Here is a 26,126-nt window from a genome sequence, read left to right as displayed (position 1 = left end):
AGCCTGGAATGTACTGGGGGTAACACCATGGATCAACGACTGCGTATCGCCGTAGTGGGAGCTGGATATTGGGGGCCGAACCTGGCCCGCAACTTCAGCACCAGCCCGGACTGGGAATTGGTCGCGATCTGCGACCTCGACCAGGATCGCGCACAGAAACTCGCCGACCGCGTGGGACGCATCGATGTCGAGACTGACCTCGACGTGCTGCTCGCCCGTGACGACATCGACGCGATCGCCGTCGCTACCCCGGCCCGCACCCACCACCCCGTCGTGATGGCCGCGCTCCGTGCGGGCAAGCATGTGGTGGTGGAGAAGCCGCTGGCCGACACCCGCGAGCGCGCACTCGAGATGGTCGAGGAGGCGGCATCCCGCGGTCTCACCCTGATGGCAGACCACACCTACTGCTACACGCCCGCCGTGCTCAAGATCCGCGAGCTAATCGCCGAGGACTACCTCGGCGACATCCTGTTCATCGACTCGGTGCGCATCAACCTGGGACTCATCCAGCCGGATGTCGACGTGCTCTGGGATCTCGCACCGCACGACCTGTCGATCATCGACTTCGTGCTGCCGGGCGGTCTCACTCCGCCCACCGTCTCCGCGCACGGGGCAGACCCGCTCGGCGCGGGCAAGGCCTGTATCGGATACCTGCAGTTTCCTCTCGAGGGCGGCGCCATGGCGCACGTTCACGTCAACTGGCTCAGCCCCACCAAGATCCGCAGCATGATCATCGGTGGCACCAAGCGCACCCTGGTCTGGGATGACCTCAATCCGCAGCAACGCCTGAGCATCTACGATCGCGGCGTCGACCTGGCGCAGCAGTCCGTCGATGAGGCGGATCGTCGTGCCTCGACGATCTCCTACCGCCTCGGTGACACCTGGTCGCCGGCGCTGCCAGAGCATGAGGCTCTCGCCGCCATGGCGGAGGAGTTCGCCGCGAGCATCCGCGGATCCCGTCCGGCCCGCACCGACGGCCGCGCGGGGCTGCGCGTGCTCTCGGTGCTCGAGGCGGCGAGCACGAGCTTGGCAGTACACGGAAACAGCACGAATGTGGAGTCCAGCGAGGCTCGGGAAGAGGTAACCAGATGACCCAGATCCAGGGCGCGAATGTACTCGTCACCGGCGGCGCCGGCACGATCGGATCGACCATCGTCGACCAGCTGCTGGAGGCGGGTGCGGCTCATGTAGACGTGCTCGACAACTTCGTGCGCGGTCGCATGGCGAACCTCGAGACCGCGATGCCGTCGGGGAAGGTCACCGTCATCGACGGAGACATCCGTGACCGCGACCTCGTTCACGACGTCGTCAAGGGCAAGGACCTGGTCTTCCACCAGGCCGCGATTCGCATCACCCAGTGCGCCGAGGAGCCGCGCCTGGCCCTCGAGGTGCTAGTAGACGGATCGTTCAACATCTTCGAGGCGGCAGTCGAGAACAAGGTCTCCAAAGTCATCTCCGCGTCGAGCGCCTCTGTCTACGGCATGGCCGAGGAGTTCCCGACCACGGAACGTCACCACCACCACAACAACGACACGTTCTACGGCGCAGCCAAGTCGTTCGGCGAGGGGATGCTGCGCAGCTTCCGCGCGATGAACGATCTCGATTACGTGGCACTGCGCTACTTCAACGTCTACGGCCCGCGCATGGACGTGCACGGCCTGTACACCGAGGTGCTCGTCCGTTGGATGGAGCGGATCGCCGATGGCCAGCCGCCCCTGATCTTCGGCGACGGCGCCCAGACCATGGACTTCGTTTACACGACCGATATCGCGCGAGCGAACATCCTCGCAGCCCAGAGCGACATCACCGACGGCGTCTACAACGTCGCCGCCGGCGAGGAGACCAGCCTGCTCGGTCTCGCCCAGGCGCTGCTCCGCGCCATGGACTCCGACCTCTCGGTCGAGCATGGGCCCGATCGCGCGGTCAACGGGGTCGTTCGTCGCCTCGCCGACACCGCGTCGGCCCGCAACGACCTCGGCTTCGAGTCGCAGGTCGGGCTCGAGGAGGGCCTGCGTGAACTGGTGGCATGGTGGCGCCCGCAGCGCGAGGAGATCGCCGCTGGCCGCACTCCGGTGTCCGCATGAGCCGCATCAATGTCATGAAGCCGTGGCTCGGCACCGAGGAAGCGGATGCTGTTGCCGAGGTCATCGCCTCCGGCTGGGTCGCCCAGGGCCCCCGGGTAGCTGCCTTCGAGGCTGCGTTCGCCGAGGCCATGCAGGCCGAGCACGCGGTGGCGACGTCGAACTGCACCACTGCCCTCCACCTCGCCCTCGTGGTTGCCGGCGTGAAGCGTGGTGACGACGTCGTCGTGCCGTCGTTCTCGTTCATCGCCACGGCCAACGCCCCGACCTATGTCGGTGCCCGTCCCGTGTTTGCGGATGTCGACCCGCTCACCGGCAACGTCACGGCAGAGACTCTCGGCCTCGCCCTCACCGAGAAGACCACGGCGGTCATCATCGTCGACCAGGGCGGGGTTCCGGTCGACATCGATTCGATCCGCGCCCTTCTCGACCCGCGCGGCATCGTCGTGATCGAAGATGCCGCCTGCGGTGCGGGCTCGCGCTACAAGGGCCGCCCGGTCGGTGCAGGCGCAGACATCGCCGCGTGGTCGTTCCACCCCCGCAAGCTGCTCACCACGGGTGAGGGCGGCATGCTCACCACGAGCAACGAGGAGTGGGCCATCCGTGCCCGCCAGCTGCGTGAGCACTCGATGAGCGTCTCCGCCAAGGATCGGGCCGCCAGCGTTCTGGCTCCGCCGGAGCAGTACCTCGAGGTCGGCTACAACTACCGCATGACCGATATGCAGGCTGCGGTCGGCATCGTGCAGCTCGGACGCCTGCCCGAGATCGTCGCTCGTCGCCGCGAGATCGCCGCACGCTATTCCGACGAGCTCGCTGGCGTTCCCGGTCTGCGCCCGATCGCCGACCCCGCCTGGGGAGAGAGCAACTTCCAGTCCTACTGGGTGGAGATCCACCCCGAGTTCGGCGCCACCCGAGAGGAGGTGCTCGAGTCGCTCGCGCTCGCCGATATCTCCGGCCGCCGCGGCATCATGGCCGCGCACCGTCAACCGGCATACGCCGGCGTCGACACGGGGAATGCCGACCTCACCGTCACCGAGCGTCTCACCGACAACACCCTCATCCTTCCGGTCTTCCACCAGATGACCGATGAGGAGCAGAGCCGCGTGATCGATGCCGTGAAGGCGGCCGCCCGACTGCCGGAGCCCGCGTGAGAGACCTCCTCCTCGTTGCGGCGAGCGGCCTGGCCCGCGAGGCCCTCGCCGCGATCCGCCGGGGAGGGGAGTACGACGTCATCGGGTTTCTCGATGACGACGCCACCAAGCACGGCACCGTGATCGACGACGTGCCGGTGCTCGGCTCGGTCGAGCGCGCGACCGATTACCCGCAGGCACAGCTTCTGCTCTGCGCGGGGAAGGGAGCCGGGCGACGTGCCATCGCGAGTCGTCTCGCCGAGGTCGGTCGGGCATCCGAAGACTTCGCCACGATCATCGACGACAGCGTGGTGATACCGCCGACCTGCACGGTGGGGGTGGGCAGTATCCTGCTCGCGAATGTCGTGCTCACCACCGGGGTGCACCTCGGTGACCACGTCGTGGCGATGCCCGGCGTCATCCTCACCCACGACGACGAGGTCTCCTCCTTCGCGACCCTCTGTGCCGGTGTGGTGCTGGGCGGTACGGTGTCGGTCGGGGAGGCCGCATACCTCGGAATGAATTCATCCGTCCGCGAGAATGTGCGCATCGGGCCCGGGGCAACCCTCGGCATGGGGGCCGTGCTCACCACAGATGTTCCCGCAGGGGAGACCTGGGTCGGAGTTCCGGCCCGACGATTGGAGATTGCCGCATGAAGGTTCCGTTCCTCGACCTGGTGTCACAGCAGAACGAGATCGCCGACGAGGTGCTGCCGAAGTGGCAGCAGTTGTTCGCCACCTCCGCCTTCATCGGGGGCCAGCCGGTCGACGACTTCGAGAGCGAGTTCGCGGCATACTGCGGCGTCGAGCACGCCGTCGGCGTCGCGAACGGAACGGATGCGATCGAGCTCGCCCTTCGCGCGGTGGGCGTCGAAGTCGGCGGAGAGGTCATCCTGCCGGCGAACACCTTCATCGCGACCGCAGAAGCGGTCTCGCGCATCGGCGCCATTCCGGTGCTGGTGGATGTCGACCCGGTTCACCTGCTGATCGACCCGGATGCCGTCGTCGCGGCCATCACGCAGCGTACCCAGGCCATCGTCCCCGTGCACCTGTACGGTCAGGTCGCGCCGGTCGAGCGCATCCTGCAGCTCACTGCCGGCAGCGGCATCCCGGTGATCGAAGACAACGCGCAGGCGCAGGGTTCGTCCTCTCCCGTCGGTCGCGCCGGCTCGCTCGGCACCATCGCTGCCACCAGCTTCTACCCGGGCAAGAACCTGGGGGCAGCAGGGGATGCCGGCGCGGTCACCACCAACGACCCTGAGCTTGCGCACATAGTGCGGTCACTCGGCGCACACGGAAGCACCACGAAGTACGTGCACGACCGCATCGGCGTCAACTCCCGTCTCGACGCCATCCAAGCCGTGGTGCTCTCGGCCAAGCTGCGCCGACTCGATGACTGGAATGCGCGTCGGCGCGCCGCGGCCGAGTATTACTGGCACCTGCTCTCCACCGTCGAAGGTGTCACCGCGCCAACACCGGTCGCCGGCACCGTGCCGGTATGGCACCTGTACGTGGTGCAGGTCGACGAGCGCGAGCGTGTGCTCACGGAGCTCGCCGAGCACGGTGTCAGCGCAGCCATCCACTACCCGACCCCGTTGCACCTCACCGAGGCGTACTCGGGACTCGGTCTGGGGCGCGGTTCGTATCGGATCGCCGAGGACTCGTCTGATCGCATCCTGTCGCTTCCGATGTTCCCGCACATCACGCGGGCGCAGCAGGAGTACGTCGTCGAGCAGCTTGCCGCCGCCGTCGCGCGCAGCTCCGCGGGGTTACCGGTCTGACGTGCGTGCACGAAAGGTGAAATCGGCGGGCGGCCCCGGGGCGTCCCGCGCGCTCGGCTGGAGTCTCCTGAATACCGCGGTGTCTAAAGTGGGCGGCCTCGGGATCGGTATCGTGCTCGCTCGCGTGCTCGGTCCGGAGGCTTTCGGAACATACGCGGTCGCATTCGTCGCCCTCGCGGCGGTGCTGAGCTTCAACGACATCGGTGTAAGCCTCGCCATCGTGCGGTGGCCAGGCGACCCGCGTGCCATCGCGTCGACCGTCACCACCATCTCGGTCATCGGCAGCACGCTCGTGTTCGTCGGCGGCTATCTCGCCGCAGCACCATTCGCCGAGGCGATGGGAGATCCCACCGCCACGCCCGTGGTCAGGCTGCTTCTGGTCAGCGTGCTGATCGATGGCTTCGTCGCAACGCCCGCCGCACTGTTGCAACGCGAGTTCAAGCAGGGCACGCGCATGATCGTCGACCAGAGCAACGTCTGGGTCGGAGCGATCGTGTCGGTCGCGCTCGCGCTCACCGGGTTCGGCGCCATGAGTTTGGCGATCGGACGCCTCGCGGGCACCGTCGTCTCTGCGGTGTTGCTGTTCGCGTTCTCCCCGCTGCCATTCCGGTTCGGCTGGGACCGCGAGCACGTGCGGCCGCTGCTGGTGTTCGGCCTGCCACTCGCGGGATCCAGCATCATCGTCTTCGCCGTGGGGTACGCCGACCAGCTCGTGGTCGGCAACATCCTCGGGGCGACCATGTTGAGTTTCTATGTGCTGGCGTTCAACCTCTCGAGCTGGCCGGTGAGTGTGTTCTCGCAGCCCTTGCGCAGTGTCGCCCCTGCCGCATTTTCCCGCCTGCAGCACGACCCCGAGCAGATGCGCACGACCTTCCTCGCCCTCATGCGAGTGCTGGCCGCCGTCGCGATCCCGGTCTGTTTCTTCATCTCCGGTGCCGCGCATCCGATCGTCGAATTCGTCTACGGCGAGCAGTGGATCCCGGCGGAAAGCGCCCTCACCTGGCTCGCGGCGCTCGCCGCGTTCCGAATCGTGTTCGAGCTCAGTTACGACTACCTCGTGGTCAAGAAGCGTTCCGGCTCGCTGCTGGTTGTTCAGGTGATCTGGCTGATCGCACTCGTACCGGCGCTGCTCGTCGGAGCACTGTTCCACGGGATCGCCGGAGTCGGCATGGCGCAGGTCGCCGTGTCTCTCGTGGTCGTCACCCCGATCTACCTCTGGCGATTGGCCCGAGCGGGGGTGAGCGCTCGATCTGTGGGCTCGCGGGTGTGGCTGCCGCTGGTGGCGGGGTTCGTCGTCTGGGGCGAGTCCTGGCTGCTGGCCCAGACCATCCCCAACCCCTTCCTCGCCGCGTTCCTCGCCGGCATCATCGCCCTGGCGATCATCGGCCTGCTCGTGCTGCGGGAACGGGCCACGATCGCGCTGTTCCGCACTCTCGGCACGAGCGCGGTTCCCGTCGATGACGCGATCGGTCCCGAGACCGCGTTCGACCGGGGAATGACCATATGAGAATCGTGGTCTATCCGCACGATCTGGGCATCGGTGGAAGTCAGTTGAACGCCATCGAGCTCGCTGCCGCCGTGCGGGACCTCGGACACGAGGTGATCGTGTTCGGGCCCCCAGGCGCGCTCGAGCAGCGAATCGCCGAGCTCGGGCTGGAGTTCGTTCCGGCGCCCAAGCCCGGCAAACGGCCGTCTCCGACGGTCGCCCGGGCTCTGGCCGAGCTCATCGACGACCGCGGCATCGAGCTCGTGCACGGCTACGAGTGGCCCCCGGCCCTCGAGGCGGCGTTGGCCGCACGGATGCGCCCGGGGGTCGTCAGCATGTCGACGGTCATGTCCATGTCGGTGCCCGGCTTCATCCCCCGCACCCAGCCGCTGGTGGTCGGCACCGAGCAGATCGCCGACGCTGAACATCGACGAGGGCGCCGAGGCACCATGGTGATCGAACCCCCGGTTGACCTCAGCATCAACAATCCGACCGTCGCGGTGGGTACGGATGACTTCCGGCTCGCTCACGGCCTCGACCCGAGCCGTGCGACCATCGTGTCCGTCACCCGGTTCGCTCACGAGCTGAAGCTCGAGGGAACTCTGGCCGCGATCGATGTCGTGAGCGAGATCGCGCGTGATTCTGCGCACCCTCCGCAGCTCGTGCTGGTCGGCGACGGCCCCGCGCGAGACGAGGTCGAGGAGCGCATCCGCCTGGCCGAGCAGCGAACCGGCATGTCGGTTGTCACCCTCACTGGCCAGATCAGCGATCCTCGCCCCGCCTACGCTGCCGCGGACATCGCGCTCGGCATGGGCGGATCCGCCCTGCGCGCGCTCGCTTTCGGCAAGCCTCTCGTGGTTCAGGGGGAGGGCGGGTACTGGAAGTTGCTCACGCCCGAGAGCCTCGACGAGTTCCTCTGGCAGGGCTGGTACGGGGTGGGAGCAGACGCCGCGACGGGCGCTGACGACCTCGACGCCATCCTCCGCCCTCTCCTGTCCGATCCGGCCAGACAGGTCGAGCTCGGGGCCTTCGGGCTCGAGACCGTGACCGGGCGGTTCTCCCTCACCGCAGCCGGGGGGCGGCAAGAGCAGTTCTATCGCGACGCGCTGCAGCAGCGCCCGTCCGTGGCGAGAGTCGCGGTGGCAGATTTCGCGGCTCTTGCCCGCTACAGCACCTATTACCTTGGCAAACGGATGCGTCGGGCCCTCGGCCGTGAGCAGGCGGATGACTTCAACGCTCGCCCGGTCGCCGGCCGAGCCGTGGCCAGCCGGTGAGCGCCCAGGCCATCCCGTCGCCGTCGATCGTCTACGTCTCGGGGAGCCGCTGGACCGATGTGGCCGGCACCGACCGGCAGCTCGCCATCGCCATCGGACGTCGCCTGCCGGTGCTCTGGGTCGACCCTCCATCGTCGTTCCTCACGCCTCGTGCTGACGGCACTCGGCCACGAACTGGCGTCGATCTGGTGGCTCCCGGGGTCGCGCGGCTCCAGGTCGTCGGCCTTCCCGGCGCATCACGCCCGGTGCTCCGAGACATCTCCGACCGCTGGCACGAAGCAGCGATCCGCCGTGCTGTCGCGCGGTTGGGAGGAACGGTGGATGCGATCATCCTGTCGTCTCCCCGCACCGTGTTCCCGGCGCTCGGCGCGCGCTCCCGCCTGCTCTACGTGACCGACGACTGGCAGGCCGGCGCCGCGCTGATGGGTGTCGACAGTCGGCGAACCGATCGAGTGCTGGCGGCCAATATGGCTGCCGCGACGGTCGTTGCCGCGGTCTCGCCCACTCTCGTCGACGATCTGGTGCAGCGATTCGATCGCCCGGTCTCCGTGCTCGCCAACGGCTGCGATCCGGTCGACGACGCTGCTCTCGGTACCGCGTCGCAGGGCAGCGCGGTCGTGGTGGGGCAACTGAACGAGAGGCTGGACGTCGCGTTGCTCGAGGCCGTGCGCGCCGCGGGCATCCGCATCGACGTCGCCGGCCCGAGGGCCGAACGTGATCCAGCGGTGTCCCAGCAGCTCGATCAGTTCCTCTCCGCTCCCGGCGTCACGTGGCACGGTCGCCTCGATAAAGACGAACTGAAAGCCCTATTGCGCGAGGCCACCGTGGGTCTCACTCCGTACGCGGATACCGAGTTCAATCGCGCGAGCTTTCCGCTGAAGACCCTCGAATATCTCGCCTCGGGGCTGCGGGTGGTCTCCACCGACCTGCCGGCGGTTCACTGGCTCGACTCCGATCTGGTCGTCATCGCCGATGGGCCCGACCGTTTCGCCGCCGCAGTCGGAGCGGCGACGATGGTGCCCTTGGCGGCGGAAGAGCGCAGGGCTCGCCTTTCGTTCGCCCGCACACACAGTTGGGATGCCAGGGTGAGCGAGCTCGTCGAGCTCATCGGCGTCTAGACAGCTCCGTGCCGCTCATCGTCTGGGGCTGCTCGCGGTCGGGTCGGTAGAGCCGCCAGTATGCTCCGCAGACGCCCAGCATGAGAAACAGGGTGCCCGCGGACATCCTGAACGAAAACGCGTCGGAGAACGCGGTCAAGACCGCGCCGACAGCGACGGATGACAGCAGCGCCGGTCCGAGCGATCGGGTCAGGCCAGGAGGTCTGGACAGGCCCGTGCGCAGAGCGACGATGGCCGCGACGATGATCAGGGCGAGGAGCGCCGCCAGGCCGACGATGCCCAGCTCGATCGCCGCCAACAGGTATTGGTTATCGAGAATCCGGTACTGGGGGAGGAAAGTGCCAAAACCACGACCGAAGAGGGGGCTCCTGCCGATGAAGGTGAGCGCCAGGTCGTAACTGTTGGTGCGCGAGGTCGTGCTCGCATCCTGCCCGACGTTCAGGAACAGGTAGCGGACGGTGCCGATCATGCCAGGAACCGCCAGGTAGACGAGTCCCGCGCCGATGACACCGATGACGATCGCGCGGATCCGGCGGCCGCTATTCCAGGCAGGGAACAGCAGCAGTAGGCCGAGGATCAACCCCACGATGCCCGATCTCGACCCCGAGATGGCTAGGGCGACGACGATCACGAAGGCCGGGGTCCACCGCCTCCAACGGGGCCGATCGGTGTCGTCGAGTGCGAGGGTCACGGCGATCGGCAGGATCATCGCCAAAACGAACGCGTATTCCAACGGATTCGTCGCTGTTGCCGCAGCGCGGGCGAAGCCGCTCCGGTCCTGGACGGCCGAAAAGTCCTGCGACGCGGAGAATCCGGGGATCACCAGTCGATCGACGAAGGACTGTTTGGTGACGAACTGCACCAGCCCGAACGCGGCGAACAGGGAACCGGCGAAGCAGAGCCGACGGAGGAACGTGCGAAAGCGCGCACCGTCACCGATGCCGTCGTTGGCGAGCAGGAGAACACTCGCCAGCGAGAGCAGACGGAGCAGTCCCAGGTCTGCCCCGTTGACCTCGACGCTCTCGCGGGGGCTCAGCATCGCGCCGATGTAGCTGATGACGGCGATCGTCAGAAGCACGAACAGCACTATTCGCACCGGCTGATGGCCCGGATTCATTGCCGATTCGGATCGCGAGACCTGGCGCCACGCCCACCAGATACCGCCGAGCAGCCCGAAGATCATGATCGGAGACCCTGCGCCGCCGAACGAGGTCAGGGAGAGATCGGAGGGGACGGCGTACAGGATGACGATATAGAGCGTGAGCACCGACACTGCGTCGAAGCGCACGCGATGCCGTGGCGCTGGGCGTTCATCGTCGCGCGCCGCGGGAGCTCCCGTCGCATCCCGAACGGTCATGGTCAGCGGCGGCGGGTAGCCGCCGCGGACCGCCCGCGCACGGCCGTTTCCGTCGGCGACGACATGTCAGGGTCGAGGTAGTCCTCGGCTGGGGGCGTCGTGGCATCCGTCTGCGCGACACGAGCGGTGTCACCATCCGTCAGGGCCGCAGCGCTGCGGCTGCCGTTCGCGCCCGATGTGCGCGACGACGCGCGTAGTCGTCGTCGCGAGCGGAGCAGTCCGTCGATGAGTCCGGTTGCCACGACCGTGAGCGCCACGCCGAGGGCGATGATGCCGGCGCTGGCTTGGAGCCGGATCTTGGAATCGAGTGTCGGCTTAGCGTCCTGCGAGATAACCAGCACATCGATCTGCGATTCCGGCTGCACCGACAACCCGTCCTGGATCTGCGCCAGGGCCACCGGGACGGTTGCGACGATGGTGTCCGTCATGGCGGTGGCCTTCGCCGCTGTCGGCGCAGTGGAGGTGGCGATGAAGATGGGGCCACTGGTGGTGCCGTCGGGAGCGACCGTGAAGGTCGCACCGGGGTTGGCTTTCAGGATTCGGCGGCTCTCGCTGTCGGAGGTGAGCGTGCGCGTCAACACGTCCACCGCCTGGTTGAGTCCGCCGAGTTGCAGGAAGGGATTGCCGTCGTCGCCGGTGGCGGTCTTCGGCGGAAGCAGCACCATGCTTGCTGACGAGTGGTAACTGACGGGCAGAACAGAGAACAGACCGACGGCGGCGACACCCGTGATGATGAGCCCGGCGACCAACAGGTACCACCGACGCACCAGCGAGCGCAGCAGATCTCTCAGGTACATACGGTGCCTCTCTCGGAAGTCGGTGCGTCGCCGTATCCTATGCGGAACGGCCGGTGGTTCACTGTCATCGCGTGCCTCCTCGCAGCCCGGCGACGACGCCCTTCACCCGATTCAGACCTTCTTTGCCCAACACCGCACGGATGAGGCGCTTGCCGCTCAGGCGTGTACCGGTCGCGATGGCGCGCGCGGGGGACGCGATGAGGCGGTCCCGCAGGAGCTGGGCGCGGTGCGGGGGCTCCACGTCGTCGAGCAGGCCGGGGAACGACGCTCGAAAGGAGGTGGCGTCGACCAGAGAGCCGTGTACCCGGTTGCTGACGTTGGTTCCGTGCACCACCTGGAGCCAGGCTGGCGCGCCCACGATCTCCTGCACGGCAAAGTGCTTCGGTAGCAGATCGTGCCAGTCGATCCAGCAGGTCTTCGGGTCATCCCAGGTCTCGCGCACCGAGCAGAAGGCGTTGTGCCGGTCGGTGCGAATGAAAAGCCCAGCGGGGCTCTTGATAAGCCCATGGGTGAGGTAGAGGGCAGCGCTCGGAGTCACGCGCGGTGCGGACTGCAGGCGTTCGATGAAGTCCACGGCGAGGCCGTCGTCGTTGTCGAGATTCGTGGTGATGAGAGTCGTGCCGTGTGCGCCGGTGATTCGACGGATGTCGTCGAGGAGCTCGGTGTTGGAGACCGACGCGCGGAACACCGGTACGAACGCCCCCTCAGCGCTATACCGCTCGACGATTTCCTTGAGCCAATCGGGGCTCTCCGGGTCGAAATAGATGATCCACGTGAAGTCGCGGGTCGACTGTGACAGTACCGACGGAACGCAGTACTTCTCGAACAGCACGACGCGGGTTCGCAGCCATCCGTCCTGGGCGCGCACCATGCTTTCCGGCCCGGGAGTAGGCAGGTTGAATCGGGTGAGAATGACGTGATCGATGTCCATGCCGGCGCGCACTCGTCCTCTCACCCCTGGAACCGCTGTCCCCTCGTCGAATGTCCATTATGGATGAGGCGCGCGCGTCCTGGCGGGAGTTGCCCCGGAAGGGGGTGATAATCCGGCCTGCGCGGCGGAGATCGCCGATGACTCGGCGATATCATGGGCTTTCGACCACGACCCGGGGGTGCGGATGACAGCGGCTCAGCTCATCCGTGTGGTGCTTCGTCGGTGGTATGTCGTGATCGCCGTGCTCATCCTCACTGCGGTCGCCGTAGTCGCGGCCGGCAGGGTGTCCGGCGTCTACTCCACTCAGCTCGATGTCGTGTTCGTTGCGCCGAGCAAGACCAACTCACTCGAGGTGTCGGCCGACAGCCTGGTGCAGTTCGCCGCCGTGATCGAGCGGCGGGTCAACGGCGCTGACGCCGTGGCTCCGCTATCCGGTGGTTCGACGCTGTACGGCGAGGGAATCCGGTCAGGGTGGGCGATCACGCTGCCCAACTCGGGCGGTCAGTGGCAGACGAATTTCAACCAGGCTGCGCTCTCCATCGAAGTGGTCGACTCGACACCCGAGCGAGTTCGAACGATCGCCAACGATCTCAGTGCGAAGGTGAGCGCTCTGGCGTTGCAGGAACAGGTGGACCAGGGCGTTGCGCCGATCAGCAGGGTGACCACCCTCGAATCACCGGCGAATCCGGTGGTCAGTTATATCGAGGGTCGCTCGTCGCGCGCCAAGATCGGGATCATCGCCCTCGGGGTCGGCCTGGCGCTGTTTCTCTCAGTGGTCACTGATCGACTGGCCGCCAGGCTTCGCCAGCGGCGGGCGATCCGCGCGGCGCTAGACCACGAGGCGATGCGCCAGGAGCTGGTGGAGTTCCGCTGACGATCAGACGGTGATCTTGTAGATGTGATAGCTGGACTCGGCTGCGAAGCTGTCGGTGAACGTGCGGTTCGCCCCGACCGTGATGGTGCGGTTCTCACCGACCACCTCGATCTGCGAACCGGTGATGCCACCGGGGAGGGTGAACGTGCGGCTGCCGGGTGTCGATGATCCGTCCACCATGGAGAAGATGTAGGCGGATCCGTTGTACGCCTTCAGCATCGTGTTCAGGCCGGAACCGAAGCTGTACTGATACGACTGCGTGTTGATCACCGGGGCGAGCTGGCGGATCAGAGCATCGACCTCTTTCGCCGCAGCGATCTGAGGAGCGCCGCAGAAGTTCGGCGTGACCTGGGACTGGCGCAGGATGCTGCCACCCTGGCACGACCCCGACAGGCTCTGGTTGAAGTAGACGATGCCCCGGGCCTCGTTGATGATCGAGTTCATCACCGAGCCCTTGAGCTGGGCAGGGGTGATGGTGACTGCCGGAGCGCTCGGGCCCGGTCCGCCATTGAGGTCCTCGATGAAGTTCCAGATCGGCTGAAGTTTGCCATCGACGGCATCGCGCTGGCGCAGCATGTTCACTGTCTTGCCGTACGACGATGAGGTGCGGCAGTTCGCCTTGGTGATCGGGTTCAGATAGGTGTCACCGCGGTAGGGTGTCCAGCTGCAGTAAGGGATCGTGTACCAGTACATGTCGGCCGAGACGGCATCCGTGTAGTTATTCACGTATTGCTCGGCGTCCGACTGATTGCCGTCGGTGCTCATGACGATCTGGGTGAAGTTGGCGTAGTTGAATCGGCCGTTTCCGGCGTAGGAGTCCACCAGCTGCTGCAGGTGGGCGCGCCCTGCGGCCGGGCTGTACCGCCCGTCGACCTCGTCATCGAGGAAGTTGCCGACCCAGTTGGTGCTCGAATCGGTGAAGCTGCTGTTCAACTTGTCGCCGATCCAGAACACGCCGTTGTCTTTGAACAGGCTGTACGGGGTCGACTTGTCCATGCCGATGTAGGTGTTGATTCCTACCGACTTGTCGTACATCGCCTCGGCGTTGTTGGAGATGCCGTTGTACCAGATCACGATCGGGAAGAAGCTCGGATCGTCCCAGCCAGCAGCGTCGGTCGCGCGGAATTTCTTCCAATAGTCGGAGCCGCCCTCCCACGGGATGCGCGGCAAGTTGAGCGCGGTCGATACCGGCGGCGGGGTGGTCGTCGGCGGAGTACTCGGCGACGGCGACGGGCTGGGGCTAGGGCTACTGCTAGGGCTGGTGCTGGGGGTTGCACTCGGGGTCGGCGTCGTCGAACTCGACGGGCTCGGCACCGTGACGGTCGACGGTGTGTACACCACGTCGACGAAGTAGTTGCTGTTCTTGTAGGTGTAGGTCGGGAATCCACCCGTGCCGTAGCGGTAGACGCCGCCGCCGGTGGGAACGGTAAGAGTGCCGCTCGTGTACGGCTTGGCGAAACCGTTCTCGGTCACCGAGTACTTGCCTTTCGGGGCGAGGTACGAGGCGACGTATGTCCGGTTCTTTTTGATGGCGACCGGTGTGGCGAAGTTGGCCGTCTGCCACCCAGTCGCGCTCTCGTTGGTGAATGTTACCGAAGCCAGGCGGCGACCGGACGACGACCACAGAGCACCGACGTGGGTTCCCGTGTTTTCCTTACTCTTATAAAAGCGGATGCCCGAGATCGTGCCACCGACGCTGCTGCTGAACTGCAGACCGAGTTCAACCGACTTCGGGTCGGGATCGGTCAGAGTCTTCGGTACGGCGTCCGGGTACAGCACTGCGGAAGGCGCTGCCGATGCTGGTTCCGCCGCGCGGAACACGCCCACACCAGTGACGGCGAGGGCGATGACGACGACTGCAGCCGCTATCATCCGCACGCGCGTACGCGGATCTGAGCTGAGTTTCTGCGTCATCGCGGAAAAAGTCATGTCCTACTCCGAGTTCGAGCTCGTGGATGGGCCAATGCGTGCACAGGTTAGCACGCGCTCTTAAACAGCTGCTCAGTCACTGGGAACTCGGCTCGCACTCAGCGGGTCGAGTCGTCACGTTCCCACACAACGGCTGTCGACCGCCGCGCCAACCGGCGCGCGAACACTGTGAGCGTCGCGTAGAGCGCAGCATCGACGAACGATCGGGGCCCATGCACTGTTGCGATGAGCTCTCGGATGGTGCCGCGCGACGTGGCCGGCAACGTGGATTCTTCGCTGCCACGGCTCTGTCGAGCGAGCACAGCGACGAGCGCCGACGCGGTCTTCGGAGTGCGCACGACGACGGGCGCGCACGGCACTACGCGCTTTTCCGCTGCGGTGAACGTCTGGTCGACGAACAGGTCGTCGCCCGTCACCGCGGGGAACATCCCGAACCGTTCGTGCCCGGTCTTACTGAGTGCGTAAGCGCCCGCTCCCCACATCGCCGCGCTCATCGACGGCATCCGCTGACGGGCGCGGTAGTACGAGGTGACGATCGGCGAGCGCGAGTCGACCAGATACCGGTATGCAGGTCGGGCAGCGAGCACGGGTGAACCAGCCAGCCGCGCGAACACCGCGGCGACCGCGGAGGGCTCGATGGCGATGTCCCCGTCGAGGTAGAGCCGCGGCCAGGCCGAGGCCGCGGCATCCCCCGCATTGAGAGCAGCGGTCTTCGAGGCCTCGTCGATCTCGAGCACGTTCACTCCGTCGAAGCCACGAGCGATCTCAGCGGTGGCGTCGGAACACCCGTTGCAGACCACCCACACCTCGAGCCGCCCGTTAGCCGCGAGATCGGCGAGCGGTGAGAGAGTGCGCGCGATCACCGTTGCCTCGTTGTGTGCGGGGATGATCACCGCGCCGATCGTGTCGCCGGTGGAATCCAGTGGGCTTCCCTCGACCGCGCGCGGAAGGGACCGCCAGCTGCGCTGGTCGAGCAGTGTGCGCAGGATCTGCCGGTGAGCGGGGTCGTACGACCGCATCACCTCGCCGAGAATCGCGCCGATATGAATCCCCGTCGCGTATCCGGCACTGCGGTGCTTGCGGGCGTAGCGCACCTTGTTCACCGCGAGCAGGCTGTCGAGTGCGACGGAGCTCCCCGACCCGCCCTGGGAGTGGCGCACCGTTGCGGCCGGTTCGTACCAGATGCTGTAGCCGGCGTCGCGCGCCCGGCGGAAGAAGTCGGTCTCCTCCGAATAGAGGAAGAACCGCCCGTCCCATTCTCCGACGGCGGCAGCGACCTCGCTGTCGATCAACAGCGCGGCGCCGGTCGCCCACTCCACTTCATGCGGGTGGCGATAGCTTTCGGCGTCGAAGTCGATCTCGCTGGCCCACTCCGGTCGGCCAGATGCGCGGCTGCCCAGCAGCGAATCCCCGATCGTGCGAGAGATGGTCGGCTCGCGCCGCAGCGACGGGTACACCTCGCCCGCGTCATCGACGATGCTCGGCACCACGATTCCTGCACCGGACCGATCGAGCCGGCGCAGCATCGCCTCGATCGCCCCGGCTTCCACGCTGAGGTCAGGGTTGAGGATGAGCACTGTGTTGGCGCCCACCGCGTGTGTCATCGCGGCGTTGATTCCGCGCGCGTAGCCGACGTTGCCGCCGGTGCTCGCCGCGATCACGTCGGTCTCCGCCGCGATCAGCTCGCGGGTTCCGTCCGTCGATCCGTTGTCGGCGACGATCACGCGCATGGTGACCGTCGCGGCCTCCCGGCGCAGGCTGGCCAGCAGCCCCGGCAGGTCGTCGGCACTGTTATAGGTGACGACGACGACGGCCACGTCGGCGTCCGACGTCTCATCGACGAACCTCCCCGACGTGATCGGACGACGGATGTCGCGTGCCGCCGGCAGCTCGCGCCTCGGGGCGACATCCGCTCCACTGGCCCGCCGCACCGTCGCGTACGCGGGCGGACCGGCCACGAGGTATCGGTTCGCCAGACGTCGCGGTTCGCGCGAGAGGCGCCAGGCCCACTCGAGGCCCGCGGCGGCCACCCAATCGGGGGAACGCTCGATGCGCTCGGCGAGGAAGTCGACCACTGCACCGAAAGCGAGCAGCACGCGCGCGCCGGATTCGGCGGCGTGCTCGGCGATCCACAGTTCCTGGCGCGGCTTGCCGAGACCCACCACGAGGATGTCGGTGCCGGCGGCGGCGATCTCCGCCGCGATGTCGCCGGCGCGAACCGGGTCACTCAGCTCGTCGCGCGACGGCGCCCAGAACCCGGAAACCACGAGATCCGGTCGTTCGGCGGCGAACTTCACGCGCAGGGTGTCGTGCGTCGAGGTATCGCCGCCCAGAAATCCGACGCTCACACCGTCTCGGGCCGCGTTGTCGAGGATCGGCCCGGCGAGGTCGCTTCCGGCCAGGCGCGGCCAGGCGCGCCCGGTCACCCGCTGGGCCTGAGCCGCGAGGGGGGCGCCGTCGATCAGGTCGAGCCATTCGATGGCGCGGCCGCGGTCGGTATCGAGCGACCGACGCCACCGGCCGGCCGGGCCGAAGTGGTGGATGTGGTCGAGGTTTATCGACACCACGCCGAGTGGTGCAGAGCTGGTGTCTTTCGACCGGGCGGCGATCTTCTCGATCGCGGCATCCCGCTCCATCAGGTCGACGGAGACGCCGCCGAGGGTGATCGTGTTCGTGTGCTCCATCAGTTCACCACCGAGGGTGACCAGGCATGGTCGATGTAGACCTTCGGTGCCGCCGATCCGTTGGCCGGAATCGACCAGATATCACTATCGCCGGCGGTGGAGTCACGCGGAACACCATAGAGCAGCGTCGAATCGTTCAGCCAGTCCACCTGGTCGTCGATGCTGCGCTTCTCGGGAAGGATCTTCTCCACTCCGGTCGCGAGGGTGAGCACCGCGATGTTCCAGAACGGGCTCGCCGTGGTCGACACGTTCTTCTTGTAGGCGATCAGCTTTCCGTCGGGCGAGATGGAGGGACACTCGGCGGTCTCATGGATGGCGGTGAGCGTTCGCGCCGCGAGGTCGCCCTTCACCAACCAGGTCTTGCCATTCGTCGCGCCTGTCGCGTAGAAGATGTTGTCGTCGTCGGTGAACGTCACCCCCCAGAAGTTGCGATCGGTTGAAGTGATGGGGCTGCCGTCGACGGTGAAGGTGAAGCTCTCCAGATCGCCATAATCCTTGCCAGCGGTGCTGACGATGTGGGTGCCGACAGAGAATCCGACGGTCGCGTATGCCTCACCGGTGATAAACGCGGTGTAGGAGGCGAGCCTCGAGTCGGGCGAGATCCTGGTGCGGCTGGGGAGCCCGGGAAGTCCCCACTTGTCCAGCTGCTTGCCGTCGTTGTCGAGCAGGTACGCGCCGAAGGTGGTGACGACGCCGCGATCGATGCGCAGGCAGGTGGTGAACTTCGTGGTCTGATACACACGATCGCACGGGATGTCGCTGACCGTGCGTGTACCCGTCGGGTCGCCGAGTGGAACGCTTGCGATCAGCCCGTACCCGGCGCCGGTCGCGGTGTTGCGGAACACCACTCGCGGCGCATCGCTCGCTTTCGCTGCCGTGGTCGTGCTCACCCCGCTCGGTGCGGAGATGCGGGCCTGATAGTTCGAGATGGCGACGACGGCGTACGCGATAGCTCCGCCGAGAAGGATGACCGCGAGGGCTCCGGCGATGATCAGTCGGAGTCGCGTCGTCACGCCGTCGTCGCCTTCGAGCGCAGCGACCGCAGCAAGAACCAGGCGATCGGGATAGCGATCGCGAGAGCGGCGGCAGCGATGAGCACCGCGTTGCCGCGGCCGATGGCGAACCAGAGCACTCCGAATCCGGTGGAGGCGAGCAGTCGGGCCACGGCCACGACGGTTTGCGCCGCCGCGATCCCACTGGCGATGCCGTCCGGCGGGGAGAACTGTGCGGCGAGGGCGGCGAGCACGCCATCCGTCGCCGCGTAGAAGGCGCCGAGCAGCACCAGACAGAGGATCGTGATGGTCGGCCCGCCGAACGGGAGCACCGTGCAGGCGTAGGCAAGCACGAGCGCGATGTGTCCGAACAGAAAGACGCGCCAGCGGCCCACCCGGTCGGCGATGCGGCCGAGCGGAATCGCAAAGACGAAGAAAGCGATGTTGGTGCCGACGTAGAGCAGCGGGAACCAGGTGGCGGCGAAATCGCTCCGTGCCTGCAGCGAGAGGTAGACGAAGCCGTCACCGATGGTGAGCAGACCCAGGATGCCGGCGACGATCACCAGGCGGCGCAGCCGAGGTTCGTTGAGATCACGCCAGCGCAGCGGCGGACGGGTGAGCGCTTTCGCCCGTTCCGCGCGGGGGCGACGGTTCGGCACCAGGAGGCCGAGCACGATGACTCCGAGAGCCGCGAAGGCGAGCGAGATGACGAACACGATCGTGTAGCCCGTGGGGACGAAGAAGAGGACGAGGAAGGCGAGAAGTGGCCCGACCGCGGCACCGATGGTGTCGAGCATCCGGTGTACCCCGAACGAGTGGCCGAGATTCGATGGCTCTGAGGATGCCGTGATGAGGGCGTCACGGGGAGCGGTGCGGATGCCCTTGCCGATGCGATCGACAGCGACCACCGCGGCGATAGCGGCGAATCCGGTGGCGAGCAACAGCCAGATCTTGGCGACCGCCGAGAGCCCGTATCCCGCGAAGGCGATCCACTTCGGACGGTCGGCGCGGTCGGCTGCCCACCCGCCGCCGATGCGAACGAATGCGCTGACGCCCTGATAGAGGCCGTCGATGAAGCCGTAGGCGATGGTCGACAGGCCCATCGCGCTGGTGATGTACAGCGGCAGGATTGCCGCCACCGACTCGGATGAGACATCGGTGAGCATGCTGACGATACCCAGGGTGATGACAACGGAGGAAACGCGAACGAGCGCTTTTTTGGCTCCGGGCGGCGTCGGATTTGCCGCAGCAGACTCGTCAGCGCTTGCCTCGTCGCCCCGGTCGTTCAGTGAGATGTACATCTATTCGCCCCCCTTCAGCTGTTACGCGCTGGCGTTCAGAACTCCGAATAACGTGAAGGTGGAGCCTCCGGACTTGCTCGGCTTCACCGTGAGAGCGATGGAGTTGCTTCCCCGGACGAAGGAGTACGAGAGGCTTCCCCCCGAAGCCGGAGTCGAACTCCCCACAAGTCCAACCTTCGCGAATTGCTTTTCATAGTAGGTGATGACGTCGTCGCTATCGGCCGTGGTCTTCGCGGAGAGCGTCGCCTGAAGGATGTCGCCACTCGACGAGACGGACGAGTCGACGATCGTTGCCGAGGGCATCACGAGCACGGCGACCGGGAACCCGGTGACGAGCTTCTTCAGCGCGCTTGCCGACGCCGGCAACGGTAGTGAGACGAGAGGCGCGCTGGGCGCCGACGGCGGGAGGGTGTGGCTGACGGACCCGCCTGCTTCGACCTCGGTGGCCGTGCGAGGAGCGGTGGGACGCGGCGACGGAGTCGTGTCAGCGGCCCCAGCCTCCGTGTCGGCGCCAGTCTCCGTGTCGGCGCCAGCCGCCGAGTCATCTGTCGCCGAATTCGAGGAAGACGGACCCGCCGAACCGTGAGCCGATTTGCCTGCCTGACCGGTGCTCATGCCAGACGACAGCGCGGTGAAACCGATCCCGACCACGAGCACGACAGCCGCGAGCACGGCCCCGACGGCGATCAGCCGGCGGGGTGTCACTAGCTTCTTTGGGGTACCCATATCTCGCTCCGCCGTTCCCGTGCTCAGACCTGCCGAAGCAGTCCGTCGATTTCGAGGTAGCGCTCGCCGGAGACCGGGCAGAGGAAGAAGCCGTCGCCCTCGGCCATCAGCGGCGAACCGCTGCGGCCGACCCAGCCGACGCGCTTCGCCGGCACGCCGGCCACGAGCGCGAAGTCGGGAACATCCTTGGTGACCACCGCTCCCGCAGCGATGAGAGCCCAGCGGCCGATCGTGATGGGCGCGATGCACACGGCTCGCGCTCCGATCGAGGCGCCAGTGCGCACGGTGACGCCAACCGCATGCCAGTCATCGTTCGACTTGCGGGTGCCGTCGGTGTTGATGGCGCGCGGGAAGACGTCGTTGGTGAAGACGACCGAGGGGCCGACGAAGACGCCGTCCTCGAGCAGCGCCGGCTCGTACACCAGCGCGTAATTCTGGATTTTGCAGTTCTGACCGACGATCACTCCGGGGCCGATGTACGCGCCGCGGCCCACGATCGACCCGTTGCCCACGTGCGCGTATTCGCGAACCTGGGCGAGATGCCACACCATGCTGCCTTCCCCGATGCTCGACCTGGGGTCGATGTCCGCAGTGGGGGCTATCTGGGCAGAGTGCGGGGTCGGCGTCTCATTCTCAGCCGAGACATCGCGAAAGTGGTCGATCATCAGTACGCTCCGACCGGATTCGTGACGACCTTGAACGTGCGCCACAGGATGATCAGGTCGCCGGTGAGCGACCAGTTCTCGACATAGTAGAGGTCGAGTCTCACGCTCTCCTCCCAGCTGAGGTCGGAGCGGCCATTCACCTGCCACATGCCGGTGAGCCCTGGTTTGATGTACAGGCGGCGGTGGACGTGCTTCTCGTAATCCTTGACCTCGCTCTCCAGCGGCGGGCGCGGTCCGACCAGGCTCATGTGGCCCATCAGAACGTTCCAGAACTGCGGGAGTTCGTCGATCGAGTATTTTCGCAGCATGGCGCCGAGGCGGGTGATGCGCGGATCGTGCTTGAGCTTGAACAGCGGACCGCTGCCTTCGTTCTGATCGAGCAGGCCCTTCAGGTCTGCCTCGGCGGTCTGCACCATCGAGCGGAACTTGATCATGGGGAACGTTTCGCCGTTGCGGCCGACGCGCTCCTGGCGGAAGAATACCCCGCCCTCGCTGTCGCGACGGATCGCGACGGCGACGATGGCGAAGAACGGGGCGAGGAAGACGAGCGCAGCCCCAGAGACGGCAATGTCGAACAGGCGCTTCGCGAGGTGCTTGCCGCCCTCGAACTGCGGCAGCTCCACGTGCATGAGCGGCAAGCCCTCGACCGGACGGAAATGGATGCGCGGGCCAGCGACGTTGGTCAGGCCCGATGCCACGACTAACTCCGACCCACTGCCCTCGAGCGCCCAACCGAGGTCACGGATGAAGGTGCCGCCGCCGCTCGACTCGCCAGCCACGATTACCGCATCTGCGCCATGCATGTGAGCGGCCTCGGCGACGTGGTCGAGGCTCGACACCAGAGGAACCGGCTCGCCGGCGAAGTCGAGAGCCAAGTGGTCGCCCTCGGGGAGCGCCATGCCGACGATGCTGTATGCGGCCCCTGACTTCTTTTCGATCTGCTTGACCACGTAGGCCACTTCGGCCGGACTGCCGACCACGATGGCCCGCGACAGGTAGTGCCCGTCGTTGCGCATGTGGTTGAGCCAGCGGCGCCAGATCCAGCGCTCGAGCAGCAGGGCAGCGAGGCCGATTGGCAGGGCGACGATGAAGAAGCCCCGGGCGATCTGCACCTGGAAGATCAGGAAGGCGATCGCGAGCAGGCCGAAGATGAAGAGGCTGGCGTTGACCACGCTGCGGTATTCGGCGAAACCGACGCCGAGCATTCGGGTGGCGCGGGTGCGGAAGGCACCGATGGTGACAAACCAGAGGAGGCCGACGATGAGGGCGACCACCTGGTACTGCACCGAGACGCCGGCGACCGAGAGCTCGGCGTCGCCGAGGCCGAAGCGGCCGAGGAATGCCACGGTTACCGCGAGGGCGATGACCGCGGCGTCGCTGGTCGTGAGCAGAAGACGGTAGCGGCGGCTCCAGGCGAGCCCCACTCGGGGGGTATCGCCCGTGCGTCCGGAAAAGGTTCGACCGTGGTTCGCGCCGACAAGTGATTCCAGCGGAGAGAGGGTTCTGCCGACGCTGCTCACAGAGCACCCCCGGAGAGGTTTTCGAGCGCGGTGGTAACTGCCTGGATGGGTCGCCAGGCGTGCAATGTCGGGTACATTGATGCCAATCCTGCATAATCGGGTTACAGGGAAACGTGGGTATGTGCCTCACTCTCCGCGCACAACACCTGCCAGGGTGGACAGGTGCGGGGTAAGTCCGCGGTAGTGATGCTCGCCCAGGCTAGCGTGTGGCCGGTGGGCACCACATCCCCACTTCAAGGGGACATACCGAACGGTCTACCCACCCCCTCGTTCGTGTAGACCACCGCTCGCTGCCACGTCGGCAAGGCCAGGAGACAATCACGTGCTGAAATTCCTCGCGCGAGCGACGCTCGCCCCGTTCGGCCGCGCCCTGTTCCGGCCCACGATCATCGGGCGGTCGAATGTGCCGAAGCATGGCGCGGTCATCCTCGCGAGCAACCATCTCTCCTTCGCGGACAGCATCGTGATCACGCTCGTCGCCCCGAGATCGGTCTCTTTTCTCGCCAAGGCGAGCTATTTCACCGGCACCGGGATGCGCGGCCGGCTCTCGAAGGCATTCTTCAGCGGCGTGGGGGCCATCCCGGTCGAGCGTGGTTCCGCCGCGGCCGCGCAGGACGCCCTGGATGCCGGGCTCTCCGTGCTCGAGGCAGGCGAAGCCTTTTCCATCTATCCGGAGGGCACCCGCTCGCTCGACGGTCGGCTCTACCGCGGCCGCACCGGCGTCGCCTGGTTGGCGCTCACGTCGGGGGCACCGGTGGTTCCGGTCGCGCTCACCGGCACCGAGGAGTTGCAGCCGGTGGGGTCATCCGTTCCCCGGCTGGCGAAGGTGACGGTGCAGTTCGGCGAGCCGTTGGATCTCAGCGCTCACGGTCCGGCGACATCGGGCCGAGCCCGCCGTGCGGCGACGGATGAGATCATGGCCGCGATCCATGCCCTCAGCGGCCAGGAGCTCGCCGGCGTCTACAACGAGCCGCCCGCCGCCACCGTGCGGGAGCGGGTGCACCGCTTCTTCCACCGCGAACGCTCCTAGTCGCGCCCAACCCGCCCTGCAGCCAACAGGATGGCCGCCGCAATACCTCCGAATCTGTCCTGTTGGCGGATGATTCGGTGATTTCAGCCTGTTGGCGGACGGTTACCGGGACGCTCGTCCTCCGGGCGAGAGCGCCCGAGTCGCAGCGTCGCGATGAGACCCAAGACGAGGAATCCGGCCGCGGCAAAAGCCGAGTATCGGGTGGCGTCGCTGAAGGCGACCTTCGCGGCGTCGCCGACCTGAGCGTTCTGTTTCGCCAGAGCCGGGATCGCCGCACCGGCGCTGTCCACCACGGTGTTCACGATCTGCGTGCGTTGCGCGTCGGGCACGTCGCTGAGGCGGGCATCGAGCGCGCTGCCGGCGGAGGTGAATAGCACCGTGCCGAGGATGGCGATGCCGAGCGCTGATCCGATCTGCCGTGCGGTGCTCTGCGTGCCGGAACCCTGACCGCTCTTCTCAATCGGGACATCCTTGAGCACGACGCCGGTCAGCTGCGCTGTCGCGAGCCCGACCCCGAAACCGTAGACGAAGAGGAACGGCACGATGATGCCCCAGCTGGCGGAGGCCGAGATCACCACGCCCAGACCCGCGACCCCTAAGATCTCGGCCGCGATGCCGACCCGAACGATGGTCACGGGCGCGATGCGATTGCCGAACGCTCCGGCGAATCCGCTGGCCACGAACGACCCGATGGCGAGCGCCAGCAGGATGAACCCGGTCTGCAGCGCGTCGTAGCCGAGAACGTTCTGCAGCCAGAGCGGTAGCGACAGGATGATGCCGAACTCTCCCAGAGACACGATCATCGCCGCGATATTGCCGTTGCGGAATGACGCGATGCGGAACAGGTCGAAGGCGAGCAGTGGCGAGAGCCCTCGCCGCTGGCGACGCAGCCCCCAGAGGACGAACAGGATGCCGGCCACCACCGTTATCGCGAAGGCGATGGGCACCGGCGACAGAGCGAGCGGCCAATCCACCCCCTTCTTGATCAGCCACCAGCCGTAGGTGCGTCCCTCGATGAGGCCGAACACGAGCGTCGCGCTCGTCACCACCGACAGGGCCGCGCCGACGACATCCACTCGTCCGGTCGCGCTCGGGTCTTTCGACGGCGCGACGAACAGCAGAACGCCGATCACGATCGCGACACCGAACGGGATGTTGATGCCGAACGCCCACCGCCACGAGAAGTAGGTGGTCAGCCAGCCACCGAGCAGGGGGCCGACCGCGACCATGCCGCCGATCGTCGACCCCCAGACAGCGAAAGCGATGGCGCGCTCTCGTCCGCGGAAGGTCGCATTGATCAGGGAGAGCGTGGTCGGCAGCACCATCGCGCCGCCGACACCCTGCAGCACGCGTGAGCCGATGAGCAGGTCTCCGGTGGGCGCGAGGGCCGCGAGCACCGAGCTGGCAGCGAAGACGATGACGCCGAGCAGCAACATCCGTCGTCGTCCGTACCGGTCGGCCAGCGCGCCGAATACCAGCAGAAGCGCGGCGAAGACGAGCGTGTAGCTCTCCTGTACCCACTGCACCTGGGTGGAGGTGATGCTGAGGTCTTTGATGATCGAGGGGATCGCCACGTTCACGATCGTCGAATCGACGATGATCAGGGCGACGGCGACGCTGATGAAGACAAGCCCGGCCCACCGGCGGCGGTCGTGAGCAGTGGTTACTGTGCTCACGAGACGCGCACCCGGATGCTGATGGTCGTCACGACCACGATGATCACCGCGGCTATGGCCGCGATTCCGGTCGCCACGGAGAAGGGCTCTCCGCCCAACCGTGCGACCGCGACCCACGCCAGCCCCCAGCCGAGGGATGCCGCGGGCGCAAGTCGCCCGCGGCCGCGCAGCGCGAGCAGCACGCCGACCGCCCCGGCCACCGCGACGATGACGACGGACCACACGTCACGCGGGATGCTCCCTCCGGCGAACCCCGCGGCGACGAGGTAGGCGGTGATGTTGGCCGCGGTCGCGACGCAGACCCAGCCGAGGTAGAGGCCGACGGTTCCGTCGGCGACGGCGGCCTCCACCACGCCTTTCGGGCGCGTGCGGAGGGTGAGGAAGAAGGTCCAGATCAGGGCGGCGAGCAGCACCACGATGATCGGCACGCTCAGCGCCAGGAAGCCGAACTGGATGCTGAGGATCCAGGCGGCATTGAGCACCAGGGTCACCGCGATCGGGTAGCCGAGCACGCGCTGGCGTGGGTCGCTGCGCTGTCGGGGGAGGAGCTGCCAGATCGCGTAGGCGATCAGTCCGACGTAGATCACCGACCAGATCGAGAACGCGGGGCCGGCGGGAGCGATGGTGGTCGCGTCCGCCGCGAGCGCTCCGCCGGCGGCATCCTGAATCGGCGTTCCGCCGGCAGCGCCGGAACCGATGAACGAGCCGACCACCGCGATCACCGCGCTGACCAGCACGATCACTTGACGAACGACATCCCTGGCCACGGCATCCT

22 protein-coding genes are annotated in these 26,126 nt (G+C 66.7%); 10 read left to right on the top strand and 12 right to left on the bottom strand.

The features are described from left to right. Window positions 1-27: 27 nt before the first annotated feature. The 8 genes from IV501_RS12825 to IV501_RS16615 are packed head-to-tail and all read left to right on the top strand — an operon-like array spanning window position 28 to window position 8,869. On the top strand, window positions 28-1,092 hold the full coding sequence (locus IV501_RS12825; protein ID WP_200556716.1) for a Gfo/Idh/MocA family protein: 1,065 nt from the start codon (window positions 28-30) through the stop codon (window positions 1,090-1,092). Next, window positions 1,089-2,084: an SDR family NAD(P)-dependent oxidoreductase gene (locus IV501_RS12820; protein WP_200556715.1), complete on the top strand. Its 996-nt coding sequence runs from the start codon at window positions 1,089-1,091 to the stop codon at window positions 2,082-2,084. The genes IV501_RS12825 and IV501_RS12820 overlap by 4 nt, the downstream gene beginning before the upstream one ends. Further along, window positions 2,081-3,232: a DegT/DnrJ/EryC1/StrS family aminotransferase gene (locus tag IV501_RS12815; RefSeq protein WP_234698522.1), complete on the top strand. Its 1,152-nt coding sequence runs from the start codon at window positions 2,081-2,083 to the stop codon at window positions 3,230-3,232. The genes IV501_RS12820 and IV501_RS12815 overlap by 4 nt, the downstream gene beginning before the upstream one ends. Then, the gene (locus IV501_RS12810) at window positions 3,229-3,867 is read left to right on the top strand and encodes an acetyltransferase (RefSeq protein WP_200556714.1); all 639 of its coding nucleotides are present in this window, start codon (window positions 3,229-3,231) and stop codon (window positions 3,865-3,867) included. The genes IV501_RS12815 and IV501_RS12810 overlap by 4 nt, the downstream gene beginning before the upstream one ends. Then, the gene (locus IV501_RS12805) at window positions 3,864-4,991 is read left to right on the top strand and encodes a DegT/DnrJ/EryC1/StrS family aminotransferase (RefSeq protein ID WP_200556713.1); all 1,128 of its coding nucleotides are present in this window, start codon (window positions 3,864-3,866) and stop codon (window positions 4,989-4,991) included. The genes IV501_RS12810 and IV501_RS12805 overlap by 4 nt, the downstream gene beginning before the upstream one ends. Window position 4,992: 1 nt before the next feature. Next, the gene (locus tag IV501_RS12800; protein ID WP_307812279.1) at window positions 4,993-6,498 is read left to right on the top strand and encodes a lipopolysaccharide biosynthesis protein; all 1,506 of its coding nucleotides are present in this window, start codon (window positions 4,993-4,995) and stop codon (window positions 6,496-6,498) included. Further along, window positions 6,495-7,751, top strand: a complete 1,257-nt coding sequence (locus tag IV501_RS12795; protein ID WP_200556710.1) for a glycosyltransferase family 4 protein — start codon at window positions 6,495-6,497, stop codon at window positions 7,749-7,751. Before IV501_RS12800 ends, IV501_RS12795 begins: the two co-directional genes overlap by 4 nt. Then, window positions 7,748-8,869, top strand: a complete 1,122-nt coding sequence (locus IV501_RS16615; RefSeq protein WP_200556709.1) for a glycosyltransferase — start codon at window positions 7,748-7,750, stop codon at window positions 8,867-8,869. Before IV501_RS12795 ends, IV501_RS16615 begins: the two co-directional genes overlap by 4 nt. On the opposite strand, the gene IV501_RS16610 is transcribed toward IV501_RS16615, so the two are convergent. From IV501_RS16610 to IV501_RS12775, 3 genes are all read right to left on the bottom strand, one after another. Next, window positions 8,856-10,157: an O-antigen ligase family protein gene (locus tag IV501_RS16610; RefSeq protein WP_200556708.1), complete on the bottom strand. Its 1,302-nt coding sequence runs from the start codon at window positions 10,155-10,157 to the stop codon at window positions 8,856-8,858. The genes IV501_RS16615 and IV501_RS16610 overlap by 14 nt on opposite strands. A 71-nt stretch (window positions 10,158-10,228) precedes the next feature. Continuing rightward, window positions 10,229-11,023: a hypothetical protein gene (locus tag IV501_RS12780; protein WP_200556707.1), complete on the bottom strand. Its 795-nt coding sequence runs from the start codon at window positions 11,021-11,023 to the stop codon at window positions 10,229-10,231. Window positions 11,024-11,087: 64 nt separating this feature from the next. Further along, window positions 11,088-11,954, bottom strand: a complete 867-nt coding sequence (locus IV501_RS12775) for a glycosyltransferase (RefSeq protein WP_200556706.1) — start codon at window positions 11,952-11,954, stop codon at window positions 11,088-11,090. 184 nt (window positions 11,955-12,138) lie between these two features. Here IV501_RS12775 and IV501_RS12770 point away from each other — a divergent pair, with 184 nt between their 5' ends. Next, window positions 12,139-12,828 carry a hypothetical protein gene (locus IV501_RS12770; protein WP_200556705.1) on the top strand — a complete coding sequence of 230 codons (690 nt, stop codon included), beginning with the start codon at window positions 12,139-12,141 and terminating at the stop codon, window positions 12,826-12,828. A 3-nt stretch (window positions 12,829-12,831) separates the two neighbouring features. On the opposite strand, the gene IV501_RS12765 is transcribed toward IV501_RS12770, so the two are convergent. From IV501_RS12765 to IV501_RS12735, 7 genes are all read right to left on the bottom strand, one after another. After that, the gene (locus IV501_RS12765; protein WP_200556704.1) at window positions 12,832-14,700 is read right to left on the bottom strand and encodes a DUF4082 domain-containing protein; all 1,869 of its coding nucleotides are present in this window, start codon (window positions 14,698-14,700) and stop codon (window positions 12,832-12,834) included. 155 nt (window positions 14,701-14,855) lie between these two features. Continuing rightward, complete coding sequence (locus tag IV501_RS12760; protein WP_200556703.1) at window positions 14,856-17,441, bottom strand: WecB/TagA/CpsF family glycosyltransferase; 2,586 nt, start codon at window positions 17,439-17,441, stop codon at window positions 14,856-14,858. Beyond that, window positions 17,441-18,454 (bottom strand): TolB-like translocation protein, encoded by a 1,014-nt coding sequence (locus IV501_RS12755; protein WP_200556702.1) that lies wholly within the window; start codon window positions 18,452-18,454, stop codon window positions 17,441-17,443. The genes IV501_RS12760 and IV501_RS12755 overlap by 1 nt, the downstream gene beginning before the upstream one ends. After that, window positions 18,451-19,734, bottom strand: coding sequence for an MFS transporter (locus IV501_RS12750; protein ID WP_200556701.1), 1,284 nt, complete (start codon window positions 19,732-19,734; stop codon window positions 18,451-18,453). Before IV501_RS12750 ends, IV501_RS12755 begins: the two co-directional genes overlap by 4 nt. 21 nt (window positions 19,735-19,755) lie before the next feature. Next, window positions 19,756-20,460, bottom strand: a complete 705-nt coding sequence (locus IV501_RS12745; protein ID WP_200556700.1) for a hypothetical protein — start codon at window positions 20,458-20,460, stop codon at window positions 19,756-19,758. Between the two features lie 23 nt (window positions 20,461-20,483). Next, window positions 20,484-21,125 (bottom strand): acyltransferase, encoded by a 642-nt coding sequence (locus IV501_RS12740; RefSeq protein ID WP_200556699.1) that lies wholly within the window; start codon window positions 21,123-21,125, stop codon window positions 20,484-20,486. Beyond that, window positions 21,125-22,549 carry a sugar transferase gene (locus tag IV501_RS12735; protein WP_200556698.1) on the bottom strand — a complete coding sequence of 475 codons (1,425 nt, stop codon included), beginning with the start codon at window positions 22,547-22,549 and terminating at the stop codon, window positions 21,125-21,127. The genes IV501_RS12740 and IV501_RS12735 overlap by 1 nt, the downstream gene beginning before the upstream one ends. A gap of 418 nt (window positions 22,550-22,967) precedes the next feature. Here IV501_RS12735 and IV501_RS12730 point away from each other — a divergent pair, with 418 nt between their 5' ends. After that, window positions 22,968-23,675, top strand: coding sequence for a lysophospholipid acyltransferase family protein (locus tag IV501_RS12730; RefSeq protein ID WP_200556697.1), 708 nt, complete (start codon window positions 22,968-22,970; stop codon window positions 23,673-23,675). Window positions 23,676-23,758: 83 nt separating this feature from the next. Here the strand turns inward: IV501_RS12730 and IV501_RS12725 are convergent, their stop codons facing one another. Continuing rightward, a complete protein-coding gene (locus tag IV501_RS12725; protein WP_200556696.1) occupies window positions 23,759-25,351 on the bottom strand; it encodes a DHA2 family efflux MFS transporter permease subunit in 1,593 nt (530 codons plus the stop codon). Beyond that, a complete protein-coding gene (locus IV501_RS12720; RefSeq protein WP_307812278.1) occupies window positions 25,348-26,118 on the bottom strand; it encodes a TspO/MBR family protein in 771 nt (256 codons plus the stop codon). Before IV501_RS12720 ends, IV501_RS12725 begins: the two co-directional genes overlap by 4 nt. Window positions 26,119-26,126 lie beyond the last annotated feature (8 nt).

The organism is Lacisediminihabitans changchengi, assembly GCF_016634425.1.
GTDB classification, from domain to species: domain Bacteria; phylum Actinomycetota; class Actinomycetes; order Actinomycetales; family Microbacteriaceae; genus Lacisediminihabitans; species Lacisediminihabitans changchengi.
Note: the sequence above shows the minus strand (reverse complement) of the source record. Positions and strands in the feature narration are given on the sequence as shown.